The following is a 15,955-nucleotide window of genomic DNA, read 5'->3' as shown; positions in this document are numbered from 1 at the left end:
CCGCCGCCACCCCGGCCACCGGCTCCGGCACCGGCACGGGCGCCGTCGCACCCGCGGCCCAGCCCGCCGCCGCGGCCGGGTCCCCCCCCGGGGGGGGGGGGGGCGGCCCCCCCCCCCCCCCCCCGGGGCCCCCGGGGCCGGGGGGGGGCCCGGCCCCCCGACCGGACGGGTGATCTGGTCGACCAGGCTGTCCACCAGCCGCTGGGCGTCCACGAAGTCGAGCTGCTTGTTCTCGTTGAGGATCTGCAGCGCCTGCATGATGTGGTCGCGGGCGGTGGCCTCGTCCTCGCGCGACGCCCGGATGGCCTCCCCGAGCCCGTACTCGCCGCGCACCAGGCCGAGCGCCGTCAGCGCGTCGGGGCCCTGCCGGACGAGGGACGTCATCCGGCCGATCTCCGCGTCCTCGCCGCGGCTGCGCAGCGCGGCGATCTGCTGCTCCCAGGTCTCGTTCCGCACGGCCACCGCCTGGGTGCGCAGGTCCGTCGGGGTGTCGACCTCGGCCAGCCGGAAGGTGACCGACAGACCGGGCGCGTCCTCGTACGGGAGCAGCTGGCAGTACGCCTCGACCCGGGCCTCCACCAGCTCCCGGACTTCGGTGATCTGGGAGACCCGGTAGCTGCTGCCGATGTTCAGCAGCTTCCCGTCCCGGCGGACGTAGCGGCGGAGTTCGCCGGCGAGGTCCACGGCGCCGTTCTGGGCCGCGATGTCGGCGCGGACCACGGTGGCCTGGAAGACCACGTGGATGTCGAAGCTGTCCGCCGGGTCGGCGGACGGGACGTTGAGCTCGACGACGATCGTCCTCGGACGCAGGTCGACCACGCTCACCGAGGTCGCTTCGAGCAGTTCCTCCTCGGCCCCGGTGAGCCGGTGGCCGACGTCCATCTCGACGCACCGCCCTCCGACGTGCAGGACGAGGGCGGTGCCGGGCTTGCGTTCGGGCAGGTCGGAGAGCGGACGGCGGCGGGCGGTCAGAAACCTCTTCGGAACGGCTTCGAGAAGCCTCTCCTGAATGACTGGGTACGGTCGTTCCACGGCGTGATTCCCGGTGTTCGGTCAACGGAGGGACGGGTGGGCCGGCCTGTCGGCGCGGCTGTCGAGAAAGGCCTTGAGGACGCTGTGCGACACCTCGGGGTCCCACCGCGGCTGGGTGAGCGCCCGGGCGACGACCTGGTAGGCGTCCGGGGGGAGCCTGGGCAGCAGTTCGGCGCCCAGGCGGGCGGCGGCCGAGGACGGACCGCCGCGCTGTTCGAGGGAGTGCAGGGTGCGGCGCAGCACGGTGACGGCTTCCAGCCGGTGCGGGCCGCTGTGGATCGCCGTGGCCCACACCTCGGCGATCGACGCGATGTCGACCGGCCGTTCCCGGACGACCCGGGCGACCACCGGGACGTCCGAGTCGGGCAGCGGCATGGCGAACACCGACAGCACGGTGGTGAGGGCCGTCCGCCGGTCCGTGGCGTCGGCCCCGGGCCGCAGCAGCGGCCGCACCTTGCTCAGCAGGAACCGCGGGACGGCGCTCGACCCGGAGGCGGCGTCCGCCTCCACGCCGAGCAGGTGCCCGAGCGCCCGTTGGGCGAACGGCCGGATCCTGTCCCCGCGCAGCGAGAGCACCCACAGCCAGCGCAGCGCCTCGGACAGGTAGCGCTGGCCGAGGACGCCGCCGAGGGCCACGGCCGCCGTCATGGCGCGCTGCTGTCCCCTGTTCCGGGCCCAGCCGACCGCGGTCTGCAGGGCGAGCGGCGCGAGCAGGTCGTCCTGCGCCATCGCCCACAGCACGCCGACGGCGGTGAAGCGCTGCGGGAGCCGGCCGGCGGCCCAGCCGTCGAGGTGGACGGTCACCTCGGCGGGGTTGCAGCGGCACAGTGCCGCGAGACCCCGGGCGACGGCGAAGTGCTCCGGGCCGAGGGGCCGCTGCACCACGCCGGCCAGCCAGGCGCGGACGGGGTCCCACAGTTCGGTGCCGTACCGGCGGAACAGCTCGGCCATGAACAGCTGCTGCTGGTGCCCGGTGCGGAAGGCGGGCCGGTGCTCCGAGCCGAACGGGCGGTCGGACGCCTCCTCCGCGAGGAACTCGCCCAGCCCCGACTCGGCGATCAGGGTGGCCCTGGTCTGCGGGAACGGCGCCGCCTCCGCCGGATCCGACGGAGCCGGTGCTTCGGCGCCCAGGTGGGCGGTGATCAGGCGGTCCAGTTCGTCGGAGAGCCGCTCGAAGCCGTGCAGCCCGACGCCGGAGAAGAACGCCAGGGTCGCCACGGCGGCGAGGGTCCGGCGGGTGGGCGCCGCGCCGTCGAACCAGGCCTGCACCCGGGCGGCGTCGTTGTCGGCGACCGCGGCGAGCGCGGCGTCGACGCCGTCGATCAGGCCTTCGGCGAGCTCCACGATGCGGGCGGGCCGGGCGAGTTGGCGTGCCCGGTCGGTGAGCCTGGCCAGGTCGTCGGCGTCCAGCCGCGGGCAGGCCAGCCGGTCCAGGCAGTGCGCGAGCAGGCGTTCCGGGTCCACGGTCGTCCACGGCACGGTGAACTGCGGCAGGTGGCGGACGGCGGCGCTGCCGCGTGCCGCCGTGATGACCAGGCGGGAGCGCGCGGACCGCAGGCGTCCGGACAGCTGCTCGGCGTCGAACAGCGTGGCCGAGGCGCCCTCGCCGCCAGCCGGCGACCAGTCCTGCACCACGTAGACCGTGCCGGCCTTGAAGCCGGTGTCGGCGAGTTCCTCCAGCGTGCGGGTCGGCGGCAGGCGCAGGATCTCGCCGTCGGCCGCCCGGAACTGGTGCGCCAGCATGGTCGAGCCGGCGGCCCGGCCGGTCCCCTCCACCCCGGTGAGGATCACCAGGTGGCGGTCGCGCAGGACGCCGGCCGCGACCGGGTGGGCGTCCGGCGGCAGGTAGCACCGCTCGACCCTGGCGATCTCCAGGGTCGCGACCTTGCCGCTGCGGCGGCCGGACCGGGCGGCCGTGGCAATACCGACGGTTCCCTCGACGACGACCTGGCCGTAGAAGTTGTTGATGTTCTGGAGTACCTGCGCCTCGTCCGGTTCCGACGGGTCGGTGTCGGTCTCCGCCGGCGCCGGCTCCTGCGCCTGGGGTGTCCGCGCGGCCTCCGGCGCGCCGTCCGGACGGTCCGGCCCTGGGTCTGGCGCCGGCTCGGCGGGCCGGTCGGTGCCGCTCACCGGAGGTTCCCGCCGCCCAGGTTGATGCCGATCACTCCGGCCTCGACCGGGCCGTGGAAGGTGTTCTGCACCTGGGCCCGCAGGGGTTCGGCGGCCGGCGCGTCGGCCGTGCTCCGCGGTGCGCCGCCGTCCCGGGCCTGCGGGGCCGCCGGGTCCGGCGCGGTCGGCCGGCTCCGCCGGAAGAGGCGGATCCACGCCGCGCCGGTGTAGTCCCTCAGCTCGAGCCCGACCCGGAGGAAGTCGGACGGCCGGGTGGAGACGTGCCGGTTGGCCACGATGTCCGTGAAGACCCGGTCGGACAGCACCAGGGCGAGGTCCGCGTCGGGCGTCTCCTCCAGTGCGGCCTTCAGCTCGTCGCTGTTGAGCAGGCGCGCCGCGACGACCGCCGCCTGGCCCGCGAAGCCGGTGTCCGAGGGGTACGCCACGCCGAAGTGCGCGGCGGCCCGGAGCCGGAGCCGGAACTCGGGGAGCCGGCTGTGGTTGTGGCGGTCGAGGGCGGCGTCGAGCTCACGCATGAAGTCGTCGACGATCCGCGGCTCCGGCTGGTCCTGGGGGACGAGGGAGAACTCGCAGTCCCCCTGGTACTGGCACGTCCAGCGGCTGCGGTCGAGCCCTGCGGCCAGCGCCGCGCGGTCGAGCAGTCCGAGCAGGGTCTTCTGCAGCTCGTCCTGGCCGACCGCGTCGTGACCGCTGTAGCCCTTGGCGTCCACACCGAGGACCAGATGCCGCGCGAAGCGGTCCTTGTCGTTCACTGTTCTCCTTCCACCGCGCCCGCGATCGGGCCGCCAGGGCGCGGCAACACGTTTCCACGCAGGCGGAGGCACGTTTCCCGCCCAGGCGGGAAAGACGGATTCAGCCCTGCGCCCCGCGGAGCGACCGCGGGTCCTTGACCACGAGCGCCCGTCGCCGGCGCTCGACGAGGCCGCGTTCCTCCAGGACGCGCAGCACCTTCTCGACCGTGCGGACCGAGACGGAGGCGAGCGACGCCAGGTCGGCCTGGGTGCATTCCGGGCCGACGACCCAGCCCGTGCCGGGGGTCGGCCCGTAGACGTCGGCCACGTCGGCGAGGGTGTGCGCGATCCGGGCCGGCGCGGCCAGCGCCCCGAACTCGGCCCGCCGCTCGTTGGCGGCCCTGAGCCGGTGGGTCACCGTCTCGGCCACGGCCGTCGCGGCCGCGGGGTGCGCGGCCAGGAAGCGGGTGAAGGCGTCGGCCGGGACGACCCGGGCCCGCACCGCCGTGGCGGCCGCGACCCTCGCCGAGCGCGGCATCCCGGTCAGGAAGGCCATCTCGCCCAGCAGGTCCCCGCCCGCCCGCAGTGCCAGCACGCTTTCGTACCCCGGCGCCGCGGATCCGACGACCTTGGCAAGGCCGGACAGCAGGAGCACGAGGTGCCTGCTGTCGTCACCGTGGTCCAGGATGGTCTCTCCTCGCCGAAAGACGCGCTCCCGGCCCGCTCGCAGGAGGTCCTGCTCCGCGGTCCGCTCGAGCGTGCCCAGGAAGCTCCGGTCGGGCCAGACGGGTCGGTCCTCCGGCACAACCCCTCCCGCCCGGCACGCACGGGACCCGTCACGGGGCCCGTGCCGCCATCAAGTGGCTTGCCGGGAAGCAACTCTGACACACTTTCGGACGACTTCGGGGCGACTCCGGCGAAGTCGCCCCGACCGGGCCGCGGGGCACCTGCGGCGCCTCCTCGGAGGTTCCGCCGCGACCGCTGCCGGGCAGGTACGGTGCACCGTGTCGCGCCGACCGGGAGGGGACGGCGGGCCGGCCGATGCGCACGTCGTGCCCGGCACGAGGGGGAAGGGGATCGACATGCAAGCAGGTGCACCCGCCGAAGGTCCGGTCGCGGCGGTGGCCGCCGCCGACTCCGGCAGCGTGGGACACGCGTGGCGGGTTCTGGACGGCGTCACCGCGTCCATCAACCAGGCCGACACCAAGGCCGGCGTCGTCCTGGCGGCGGCCGGTGTGCTGGGCGGCGTGCTGTTCAACCTGGTCGGCGGCGGGAAGGGACCGGGAGCGTGGGCGGTGTCCGCGACGGTGGTCGCCGCCGTGCTGGTCCTGGCCGCGGCCGGCTGCGCGGGGGCGGCGCTGTATCCGCGCCGACGCGGGGAGGGCGCCGCGTCGAGCCTGATCTACTTCGACCACATCGTCCGCAGCGGTGCGACGGCCGACGGCCTGGCGCAGCCGCTGGCCGGACTGCTCGCGGACCCCGCCGCGCTGACCGCGCAGATCGCCGGGCAGGTGTGGGCGAACGCCCGGATCGCGGGCACCAAGTTCGACTGGGTCGACCGGGCGGTGCGGCTGCTGCTGGCGGCCTTCGTCGCGGTGGGCGGCGCGGCGGTGGCCGCGGCCCTGGAGGTCTGAGGCCGGGCGGCAGCCGGAACGCCGCGGGGGCGGACCGTCCGGTTCGGACGGTCCGCCCCCGCGGGAGCTGCCGGGTCAGCGGCCGGTGCGCAGCAGGGTGCGGATGACCCGCATCGCGACCGAGAGGCTGGACAGCTCGTAGTTGTCCGAACCCCTTATGTCGTCGAGGGTGGTCTTCGCGCGGCTGAGCAGGGTGCCGTTGAGGTCCGCCCAGGCCTTGTAGCGGTCCTCCGGCGAGGAGCCGGCGGGGCCGCAGGCCAGCACGTCCGCGGTGAGCGCGGAGTGCGCCGCGAAGAGGTCCTCGCGGATGGCGGCGCGGGCCATCGAGGACCAGCGGTCGGTCCGCGGGAGCTCGATGATGCGGTCCAGCAGGTGGGTGATCTGCAGGCGGTCGGCGAGGTCGTAGTAGAGCTCGGCGACCTCCATCACGTCGGAGTCGGAGCGGTCCGCGACGCCGACGATGTCGAGCGTCGGGAAGGCCGAGGAGAGTCCGGCGATCCGGTTGGCCAGTTCGTCCGGCACGCCGGCGGCGGCGAGCTCCTCGTAGACCGCCTCGAACCAGCCGAGGTCCTCGCCGCGGAGCGGCTTGGGCAGGCTCTCCCAGACCTGGTTGACCCGGTCGTGGAAGAACTCGATGGTGCCGGCGATGTCCAGCGGCTGGCGCCGGTTGTTGAGCATCCAGCGGGTGGCGCGCTCGACGAGCCGGCGGACGTGCAGGCGCATCTTGATCTGCACCCGGGCCGCGACCTTGTTGTCCAGGCCCTCGATCTGGTCCCAGAGCTGCTCCAGGCCGAAGACGGCGCGGGCGGCCGCGTGGGTGCGGGCGATCTCCTCCATCGTCGCGCCGGTCTCCTCGCGGAGCCGGAAGGCGAAGGTGCAGCCGCCGCGGTTGATCGTGTCGTTGACGATCAGGGTGGTGATGATCTCCCGGCGCAGCGGGTGGTTGTCGATCGCGTCGGCGAACCGGGCCCGCAGCGCGCTGGGGAAGTACAGGTGCAGCGCGTCGCGGAAGTACGGGTCGTCGGGCAGGTCGGTGGCGAGCAGCTCGTCGGCCAGCGTGATCTTGGTGTAGGCGAGCAGGACGGACAGCTCGGGCTGGGAGAGCCCGCGGCCGGCCTGCTGGCGCTCGCGGATCTGCTTCTCGACGGGCAGGAACTCCAGGGCCCGGTCGAGCTGCCCGTCGGCCTCCAGCCGGTTGATCATGCGGGCGTGCACGTTGACCATGCTGGCGGCCTGGGCGACGGCGTTGGCGAGCACCACGTTCTGCGCGTAGTTGTTGCGCAGCACCAGGCGGCCGACCTCGTCGGTCATCTCGGCGAGCAGCGCGTTGCGCTGCTTGACCGTCATGTCGCCGTCGGCGACGACCTGGTTGAGCAGGATCTTGATGTTCACCTCGTGGTCCGAGGTGTCGACGCCGGCCGAGTTGTCGATGGCGTCGGTGTTGATCCAGCCGCCGGTGCCCTCGGGGCCGCCGCTCGCGGCGAACTCGATGCGGCCGAGCTGGGTGCAGCCGAGGTTGCCGCCCTCGCCGATGACCCGGGCGCGGACCTGGTTGCCGTTGACCCGGATCGCGTCGTTGGCCTTGTCGCCGACCTCGGCGTTGGTCTCGGTGGAGGCCTTGACGTAGGTGCCGATGCCGCCGTTCCAGAACAGGTCGACGGGCGCCTGCAGGATCGCCTTCATCAGCTCGGCCGGCGTGATCTTGGCCGCCTGCACGCCGAGCCGCTCGCGGACCTGCGGGGAGAGCTGGATGGCCTTCGCGGTGCGCGGGAAGACGCCGCCGCCGGCGGAGATCAGCGACTTGTCGTAGTCGTCCCAGGAGCTGCGGGGCAGGTCGAACAGCCGGCGGCGCTCGGCGTAGGAGACCGCGGCGTCCGGGTTCGGGTCGAGGAAGATGTGCCGGTGGTCGAAGGCGGCGACCAGCCGGATGTGCTCGCTGAGCAGCATGCCGTTGCCGAAGACGTCGCCGGACATGTCGCCGATGCCGACGACGGAGAAGTCCTCGGTCTGGGTGTCGACGCCGATCTCGCGGAAGTTCCGCTTGACGGACTCCCAGGCGCCGCGGGCGGTGATGCCCATGCCCTTGTGGTCGTAGCCGGCCGAGCCGCCGGAGGCGAAGGCGTCGCCCAGCCAGAAGCCGTACGACTCGGCGACGCCGTTGGCGATGTCCGAGAAGGTCGCGGTGCCCTTGTCGGCGGCGACGACCAGGTAGGTGTCGTCCTCGTCGTGGCGGACGACGTCGACCGGGTGGACGACCTCGCCGCCCTTGAGGTTGTCGGTGATGTCGAGCAGCGCCGAGATGAAGGTCTTGTACGAGGCGATGCCCTCGGCCAGCCAGGCGTCGCGGTCCACCGACGGGTCCGGCAGTTGCTTGGCGACGAAGCCGCCCTTGGCGCCGACCGGCACGATGACGGTGTTCTTGACCATCTGGGCCTTGACCAGGCCGAGGATCTCGGTGCGGAAGTCCTCGCGGCGGTCGGACCAGCGCAGGCCGCCTCGGGCGACCTTGCCGAAGCGCAGGTGGACGCCCTCGACGCGCGGGGAGTACACCCAGATCTCGAAGGCCGGGCGGGGCGCCGGCAGGTCCGGGATCGCCTTCGGGTCGAACTTCATCGACACGTAGGAGTGCCGGTCGCCGTCGTCGGCGTGCTGGAAGAAGTTCGTCCGCAGGGTGGCCTTGATGAGGTGCAGGAAGGAGCGCAGGATGCGGTCCTCGTCGAGCGAGACGACCTCGTCGAGCGCGCCGTCGAGCTCCTCCATGAGGCCCTCGGTGAGCTCGTCGGCGCCCAGCCGGTGGCTGGGGCTGAGCCGGGCCTCGAAGAGGTTCACCAGCAGGCGGGTGGTGTGCGCGTTGTTGCGGAGCGCGTCCTCCATGTAGTCCTGGGAGAAGGTGCTCCCGGCCTGGCGGAGGTACTTGGCGTAGGCGCGCAGCATCATGGCCTGGCGCCACGTCAGGCCGGCGGTGAGGACGAGGCCGTTGAAGCCGTCGTTCTCGGCGCGTCCCGTCCAGGTGGCCGAGAAGGCCTCCTGGACGCGCTCGCGGGCCTCGTCGGTCAGCTCGGTGGCCTCGCGCAGCCGCAGGCCGAAGTCGTACACCCACGCGGTGGTGCCGTCGGAGCGGCGCAGCGCGTACGGGTGCTCGTCGAGGACCTCGACGCCCAGGCGCTGCAGCACGGGCAGGACCTCGGTGAGCGAGATCGGGCCGCCGACCCGGTAGATCTTGAAGCGGCGCTCGTCGTCGCCGGCGCCGACCGGCTGGTACAGGTTGAGCCGGAAGTCGCCCTCGCCGTGCAGCGCCTCGATCTGCTTGAGGTCGGCGACGGCGGTGCGCGCGGTGAAGTCGGCGCGGTAGCCGTCGGGGAAGGCGTTGGCGTACTTGTGGGCGAGCTCGGCGGCGCGCTCCTCGCCCAGCTCGATGTGGAGCTGGTCGTTGAAGCCGTCCATCCAGAAGCGGGCGGCCTCGGCGAGCTTGGCCTCGATCCGCTCGACCTCGGCGTCGGTGAGCTGCGGCAGCTCGGCGCCGGGGGCGACCCGGACGACGAAGTGCAGGCGGGTGAGGACCGACTCGGTGGCGTACACCGTGTAGTCGATCGCGTCGCCGCTGAGCTCCTCCTTGAGGATCTCGGTCAGGCGCAGCCGGATGCGGGTGGTGTAGCGGTCGCGCGGCAGGTAGACCAGCGCGGAGAAGTAGCGCCCGTACTCGTCCTGGCGGAGGAACAGCCGCAGCCGGCGGCGCTCCTGCAGGTAGAGGACGTTGGTGGCGATGGCCTGGAGCTCCGCCGCCGGGGTCTGGAACATCTCGTCCCGGGGGAAGGTCTCCAGGATCTGCAGCAGGTCGCGGCCGTCGTGGCTGTCGCCGGAGAACCCGGAGCCGGAGACGACCTCCTGGACCTTGCGGCGGACGACCGGGATGCGGGTGACCGACTCGGTGTACGCGGCGGAGGAGAAGAGGCCGAGGAAGCGGCGCTCGCCGACGACCTCGCCGTTGGCGTCGAACCGCTTGACGCCGACGTAGTCGAGGTAGGCGGGGCGGTGCACGGTGGCGCGGCTGTTGGCCTTGGTGAGCACGAGGAGCTTCTTCTCGTGCGCCTTGGCGCGGACGGGGGCGGAGAGCCGGCCGAAGGCCTCGCTGACCGGGTGGTGGTCGCTGTCGTGGCTCAGCGGGTCGGCGCGCAGGATGCCGAGGCCGGTGCCGGCGACGGCCTTGAGGACCTCTTCGCCCTCGTGCTCGACGAGGTCGTACTCGCGGTAGCCGAGGAAGGTGAAGTGGTCGTCGGCCAGCCAGCGCATGAGCTCCCAGGCCTCGCCGACCTCCTGCTCGGGCAGGTGGGCCGGGGGCTGCTCGGCGAGCTCGTCGGCGAGGCGCAGCGCGGAGTCGCGCATCTTGGACCAGTCCTCGACGACCTCGCGGACGTCGCCGAGGATGCGGCGCAGGTTGGTCTCGATGGAGCGGAGGTCGGCGCGGTCGGTCTCGCGGTCGATCTCGATGTGCATCCAGGACTCGACGACGGCGTCGGCGGGCCACTCGGCGCCGGCGGCCTGGCTGCGCGAGCAGGCGTCGATGTCGAGGATCTCCAGCAGCTTGCCGGTGATGTCGCGGCGGACGGCGAGCTGGGGGTGGACGACGAGGTGGATGCCGCGGTCGAGGCGGGTCAGCTCGTTGGTGACCGAGTCCACGAGGAAGGGCATGTCGTCGGTGACGACCTCGACCACGGTGTGGCCGCAGCTCCAGCCGTTCTCCTCGACGGTCGGGGTGTGCACCCGGACCTCCGCCGTCCCCTGCGGGCGCTTGAGGCCCAGCCGGTAGTGGGAGGCGGCCGCGCCGTAGACGTCGACCGGGTCGCGGTCGACCAGGTCCTCGGGCGCGGTGTGGAGGTAGTAGTGGTGCAGGTACGCGGCCAGAGCACCGTTGCTCAGACCCTCCCCTGGCGCCGCTCCCCCCACCTGGCTGTTCTCAGCGGCTGCTGCTGCCTTGGTGAGCAGTTCGGCCTTGGCTGCGTCCAGCTTGGTCTGCATGACTGTTTGGCTCCTGTCGCGCGCCGTTGCGTGACTCGGTGATGGCTGGGTGTGCACCGCCGGGTCTGTCCGCAATGCTCCCGCATCCCGGGGGCGAAAACCGCTCGTGCCACGCATGAGAAGCCCTGCACCTGGGTACGACAGCTCGTTTGGCCAGCGGGGGAAGGCCCGGCGACGCCAGTCAGCCTAACCTGATGAAACGAAGGTGTCAGGGGACACGGAGGAGCAATCCTGCAGGATGCCGACGCCCTACTGGACACCTTGTCCAAACCGGCGGGTCACTTCGCGTCAGCCCCTGTCAGCTGTTTCCGTCCCGTCACCCCAGGTGCGTCCGGCTGTCACCGACGGGCGCCCCGAAGGCCTCCTCGACCGCGCGGACGGACGTCCATCGGAGCAGGTCGGCGGCGGCGCCGGCGCGGTCGACGGTGCCGCCCGGCCCGCCGTTGACGCGGAGGCCGGCGGCGGCGAACCGCAGCCGGTCGACGGCCTGCGCGGTCGCGTACCGGTCCCGGGCGAGCACCGAGCCGGTCGGTGCCTGCGGGGCGTCGGTGCACACCCGGTGCAAGGCGGCTTCCCAGTCCGCGTCCTCGTACACCCGGACGGCCAGGACCGGGCCGGGGCAGTCCGTCCGGAAGATTTCGCCGCGGCCGTCGGCGCAGTCCAGCACGGTCGGGCGGACGAACCAGCCGATGGCGTCGTCGTACTGGCCGCCGGCCGCGAGCTCCGTGCCCGGGTCGCGTCCGGCCCGCTCGATCGCGGCGCGGGTCCGCTCGTAGGCCGGTCCGTCGATCAGCGCGCCCATGGCGGTGCCGAGGTCGGTGACGTCGCCGACGGCCAGTGCGTCGACCTCGGCGAGGAGGTCGGCGCGGATCCGCCGCCAGAGGGTGCGCGGCAGGTGGGCGCGGCCGAGCGCGGAGCGGCCCTGCCCCTGGTGGGCGAAGGCGCCGTGGACCAGCGCGGTGCGCAGCAGGTCCGGGTCGGCCGACGGGTGGGCGAGCAGGAAGCCCTTGCCACCGGTATCGCCGGTGATCCTCGGCCGGTTGCGGTAGCGGTCGAGGTGCGCGGCGATCTCCGTCCACAGGCCGTGGAAGGCCGCGGCGGTGCCGGTGAAGTGCAGTCCGGCGAGGGCGGGGCTGGCGAGGGCGACCTGCGAGGCCGCCCGGCCGTCGCCGGTGACCAGGTTGACCACGCCGGGCGGCAGTCCGGCCGCCTCCAGCAGCCGCATGAGGTGGTGGGCGGCGAAGGTCTGGGCTGGCGCGGGCTTCCAGACCACGGTGTTGCCCATCAGGGCGGGGGCGGTGGCCGCGTACCCGGCGGCGGCGGTGGAGTCGAACCGGGTGAGCACGTAGGCGAAGCCGTCCAGCGGCCGGTGGTCGGCGCGCCGCCACGTCCCGGGCGGCGAGGCGGGCTGTTCGGCGAGGATCCGCCGGGCGGTGTGCACCCCGGACCGCCAGAGGTCGGCGAGGGCGCAGACGGCGTCGAGTTCGGCCTGCAGGGCGGTCTTGGACTGGCCGAGCACGGTGGCCGCGGCGAGGGTCTCCCGCCAGGGGCCGGCCAGCAGGTCGGCGGCGCGCAGGAGGACGGCGGCCCGCTCGTCGAAGGGCAGGGCCCGCCAGTCCGGGGCGGCGGCGAGCGCGGCGTCCACGGCGAGCCGGGCGTCCTCGTGGGTGGCGCTGCCGAGCACGCCGAGCCGGGCGGCGCGGTGGTGCGGCTGGACGACGTCGATCCGCTCGCCGCCGCCGAACCGCAGCTCGCCGGCGATCGTCATCGGCAGCGGCAGGGGTTCGGCGGCGAGTTCGTCCAGCCGGCGTTCCAGCCGCTCCCGTTCGGCACTGCCAGGGGCGTGGCCGCGCACCGGCTCGCCGAGGGGGACGGGGACCCGGGTGACGGCGTCCAGGGGCATGCGGGGCTCCGCTCGTTCCGGTGACGGCTGCCCCACCAGGTTGACCGCAGCCGCCCGGATCCGGGCCCGCCGACACGCCTGCCCCCGGCCGCACCCGCCGAGCCCGGCCGGCCGCGATCACCGGCGGCGCCGCCCCGGGTCGGCCGGGTCGGCCGGTCAGCCGGCCAGTTCCTCGGCCACCGCGACGGCCTCGGCGAGGGAGTCCACCACCGGCACGCCGACGCCCTCCAGCTTCTCCCGGGTGTGCGAGCCGCCGGTGTACAGCACCGCGTGGATCCCCGACTCCAAGGCGGCCTGCGCGTCGTCCACGGCGTCGCCGATCAGCACCGTGCGGGCGGGCTCCAGGCCCGGGCCGAGCGCGGTGAGGTGGGCGGCCAGGAAGCCGGCCTTGCGGCCGCCGGAGGCGCCGGTGCGGCCGTCCACCCTCAGGAACCGGTCGGTCAGCCCGAAGGCGTCCACCACGGGCACCAGCCGCTCGTGCTCGTACATCGACAGCAGCGACTGGCTGCGGCCGGGCCGGGCCAGCCAGCCGTTCAGCAGGTCCGGAACGCCCGTGGTGAGGCCGCAGTCCGGGCTGAGCTCGCGGTAGCGGTCGTGGAACGCGTCGTCCAGCGCCTCCCACTCGGCCTGGCTGGGCACCCGGCCGAGCAGCCGCTGGTAGAAGCGCGGGATCGGGATCTCGTAGAGCTCGCGGTACTCCTGCAGGGTGAGCGGGTTCAGCCCGACGGTCGCGAAAGCGGCGTTGCTGGCGCCCAGCACGGCCTCCATGTCGTGGAAGAGCGTGCCGTTCCAGTCCCAGACGATGTGCGTGCGCATCCCAGGAACGCTACCTGCCGACGCCGACGGTCAGGCCAGCAGGCCCGGGATCTCCTGGGTGGCGAACCAGAGCAGCTCGTGGTCCTCGGCGCCGTCGACGGTGAACTGGGCGTCCTCGTCGCCCTTGTCGGCCGCCTCGACCGCGTCGGCCGCGGCCGCCACGTCGGCGACCACGTCCGCGTCCGCGACGTCCGCGTGCACCGCGGCGGCCTTGGCCAGCGGCACCGGGCCGTGCAGCACCACCCGGCCGAGCGAGGCCTGGTCCTGGTACTCGTCGCCGGCGAACGCGCCGACCGCGGAGTCCGCGACCTCCACCGCGACGACGACCCGCCGGCGCGGCGCCGCCGGGTCGGCCGCCAGCAGCCGCACGGAGGCGTGCGCGGCACGGTTCAGCGCCGCGTACTCCAGCTCCTCGATGTCGTCGCTGACGTACCACTCGCGCAGCGCGGGGGTGACGGCGTAGGCCGCGACCTGCTCCAGGACGCCGCCGGGGTGCGCGGCCGCCAGGCCGGTCAACGTGGTGGGCACGTACACGCGCATCGCTGGCACTCCGCTCCTGGGTGGTGTCCTGGGTCGTGCGGACCGTCGGGCCGCGACCGCCGCGCCCCCAAGGATACGGGCCCGGTGATCACCGTACGGCCCGGACGGCGGAGACCGTGCGCACCGGCGGGTCAACGCGGCGCGCCGAGCGCCCCCAGGGTGGTGCGCAGCGCCGAGTCCAGCACCTCGGGCCGGCGGGCCGGGTCCATCATGTTGGGGCCCATCACGGCCAGGTCGGCCAGGGTCGGGGCGAGCAGCTGCACCCGGGTGCCGGAGGAGCGCAGCAGCCGCGCCTCGCGCATCATCTGCCGGGTGACGGTGCGCCGGTAGCGGCTGACCAGCTGGGCGAGCATGCCGCGCGGCCGGTCCCGGGCCCGCCACTCGCGCAGTGCGGCGACCGCGCCCCGGCCGGGCTCGGCGCGCCCCTCCGGGTGCAGCCGCAGGGCCATCGGCGCGAGCACGTAGATCTCGTCCAGGCCGCGTCCGACCATCAGGTCCGCGTTGGTCGCCGACCAGCAGCCGCCGTCGACGTAGGGACCGCCGGCCACCTCGACCGGCGCGAACCAGCCGGGGATCGCGCAGGACGCCATCACCGCGTCGGCCATCGGTGCGGGCGGCGCCCCGGCGTCGCCGAAGACCACCCGGCGGCCGCTGCGGTAGTCCACCGCGACCACCCGCAGCGGCGAGCCGTCCGGCCAGCCGTCCCCGCCGGGCAGCGCGCGCACCAGGTCGCCGACCGGTGCCACCGAGCCGCGGCCGGGCGGGACGACGGCGGAGACCATGGTGAGGAAGGGGTACTCGCGCGGGTGCCGGACGGCGTCCCGGAGCAGGCCGGGCGAGCCGATGCCGGGTGCGGGCCGCAGCGGCAGCGCGCCGCCGGCCGCCGTGTCGTAGTCGAACGCGACGCCGGCCAGCGGGCCGGTGGTGATCGGCAGCCCGTGCTGGTGGTCGCGGAGCTCGCCCGGCCGGACGCCGACCGCGAGCAGCGCGCCGAGAATGGCCCCGGCCGAGGTCCCGAGGACGACGTCCGCCGAGCCGGGCCGCCAGCCGGTGGCCTCCTCGACCGCGCACAGCGCCCCGACCGTCCAGGCCGCGCCGAGCATGCCGCCGCCGCCGAGCACCAGCCCGCGCCGGGGTCCGCCCGCCCGTTGCGCCGCGGCCGGTCCGCCGCCGGTGGTCACCTCGGTCGCCATGCCGCCTCCCTGGGCTCGTCCGCCTGCCGATCCTCCGCCCTACCGGCCGGTAGGTCCGGCCGCCCGGCCGCCGTGCACCGAGGTTTTCACCTGCCCCGGCCGTACTCCTTCGTGCACCTCCGGGCCTTCCCGCACGTCAACCGGCCGCACGCCGGACCGCTCCGACCGGCCCGGCAGCACGGGCCGCCTCACCCGGATAGGTGACACCGCGGCGGTCCCCCGGCCGTCGGCGGCGGGTCCTTCAGCGGCGCCGCGGACGGTCGATAGCAACAGCAGCAGACCCCGCCGGAACCAGACCGACAGGAGGCCGGCCGATGGCCGAGCACCGCGCCACCGCCCCCGTCCACGCCGCACGGCACGCCGCGGACCCTGCGGCGCTGCCGCTGGTCCGGCCGCTGGTGCACGGGCCGGGACGGGTGCAGCCGCGCCGGCCCGTCCGCCACCCGCACCCGGGCCGGCACGCGGCCGCCGGGCACGCCGGCACCCCGGACGCCGCCCAGCGCCCGGGTGCCGGGGAACCGCGCCCGCCGCGCCGTCCGCGGTCGCAGTGCGCCCCCTCCCGCGGTGCCGGGCAGGGCGATCTGGCGGTCCGCTTCGCGCACCGGCTGGTCGAGGTGCTGACCGGGGTCCGCCCGGTGGGCCAGCTGCAGCGGCACACCACGCTGCAGGGCTACCAGCAGCTCGCCGTGCTCGTCCGGACGGGACCGCTGCGCCCGCGCGGGCGTGCCCCGCAGCCCCGGCTGGGCCGGGTGTACGACTCGGCGCCCGCGCCGGACGCGCTGGAGGTCTGCGTCCGGGTGGAGTTCGGGCCGCGCCACCACATGGTGGCCTTCCGGCTGGAGCGGCACCGGCGGACCGAGCAGTGGCAGTGCGCGGCGGTGGAGGCCCGCTGAGCACGGCCGCCCCGGGAACGCCGCAGGGCGCCGCCCCCGGCTCGGGGTGCGGCGCCCTGCGGGCGGT

Annotated in this window: 11 protein-coding genes; 2 read left to right on the top strand and 9 right to left on the bottom strand. The window is 74.5% G+C overall.

The annotated features are described in order from the left end of the window. From ABD353_RS11410 to ABD353_RS11395, 4 genes are all read right to left on the bottom strand, one after another. On the bottom strand, positions 1-1,032 hold a 1,032-nt coding region (locus ABD353_RS11410), incomplete at its 3' end, for a hypothetical protein (RefSeq protein WP_344623406.1). Between the two features lie 21 nt (positions 1,033-1,053). Further along, the gene (locus ABD353_RS11405; RefSeq protein WP_344623405.1) at positions 1,054-3,162 is read right to left on the bottom strand and encodes a hypothetical protein; all 2,109 of its coding nucleotides are present in this window, start codon (positions 3,160-3,162) and stop codon (positions 1,054-1,056) included. Then, the gene (locus ABD353_RS11400) at positions 3,159-3,914 is read right to left on the bottom strand and encodes a hypothetical protein (protein ID WP_344623404.1); all 756 of its coding nucleotides are present in this window, start codon (positions 3,912-3,914) and stop codon (positions 3,159-3,161) included. The genes ABD353_RS11405 and ABD353_RS11400 overlap by 4 nt, the downstream gene beginning before the upstream one ends. A gap of 100 nt (positions 3,915-4,014) precedes the next feature. Then, positions 4,015-4,698 carry a Crp/Fnr family transcriptional regulator gene (locus ABD353_RS11395; RefSeq protein ID WP_344623403.1) on the bottom strand — a complete coding sequence of 228 codons (684 nt, stop codon included), beginning with the start codon at positions 4,696-4,698 and terminating at the stop codon, positions 4,015-4,017. A gap of 277 nt (positions 4,699-4,975) precedes the next feature. Here ABD353_RS11395 and ABD353_RS11390 point away from each other — a divergent pair, with 277 nt between their 5' ends. After that, the gene (locus tag ABD353_RS11390; RefSeq protein ID WP_344623402.1) at positions 4,976-5,527 is read left to right on the top strand and encodes a Pycsar system effector family protein; all 552 of its coding nucleotides are present in this window, start codon (positions 4,976-4,978) and stop codon (positions 5,525-5,527) included. Between the two features lie 75 nt (positions 5,528-5,602). Here the strand turns inward: ABD353_RS11390 and ABD353_RS11385 are convergent, their stop codons facing one another. The 5 genes from ABD353_RS11385 to ABD353_RS11365 form a co-directional block, all read right to left on the bottom strand. Further along, entirely contained in the window at positions 5,603-10,543 is a 4,941-nt protein-coding gene (locus ABD353_RS11385) for an NAD-glutamate dehydrogenase (protein ID WP_344623401.1), read from the bottom strand. A 316-nt stretch (positions 10,544-10,859) separates the two neighbouring features. After that, a complete protein-coding gene (locus ABD353_RS11380) occupies positions 10,860-12,440 on the bottom strand; it encodes an aldehyde dehydrogenase family protein (RefSeq protein WP_344623460.1) in 1,581 nt (526 codons plus the stop codon). Between the two features lie 162 nt (positions 12,441-12,602). After that, positions 12,603-13,262: an HAD family hydrolase gene (locus tag ABD353_RS11375; protein WP_344623400.1), complete on the bottom strand. Its 660-nt coding sequence runs from the start codon at positions 13,260-13,262 to the stop codon at positions 12,603-12,605. A 30-nt stretch (positions 13,263-13,292) separates the two neighbouring features. After that, entirely contained in the window at positions 13,293-13,802 is a 510-nt protein-coding gene (locus tag ABD353_RS11370) for a DUF6912 family protein (protein ID WP_344623459.1), read from the bottom strand. Positions 13,803-13,933: 131 nt separating this feature from the next. Continuing rightward, entirely contained in the window at positions 13,934-14,995 is a 1,062-nt protein-coding gene (locus tag ABD353_RS11365; RefSeq protein ID WP_344623399.1) for a patatin-like phospholipase family protein, read from the bottom strand. 314 nt (positions 14,996-15,309) lie between these two features. Here ABD353_RS11365 and ABD353_RS11360 point away from each other — a divergent pair, with 314 nt between their 5' ends. Further along, on the top strand, positions 15,310-15,888 hold the full coding sequence (locus ABD353_RS11360; RefSeq protein ID WP_344623398.1) for an Rv3235 family protein: 579 nt from the start codon (positions 15,310-15,312) through the stop codon (positions 15,886-15,888). The last annotated feature ends 67 nt before the right edge of the window (positions 15,889-15,955 follow it).

Origin of the sequence: Kitasatospora arboriphila (assembly GCF_039528095.1) — a bacterium.
In the GTDB taxonomy this organism is placed as follows: Bacteria; Actinomycetota; Actinomycetes; order Streptomycetales; family Streptomycetaceae; genus Kitasatospora; species Kitasatospora arboriphila.
The sequence above is the reverse complement of the archived record's forward strand: the minus strand, read 5'-3'. Positions and strand labels throughout refer to the sequence as shown.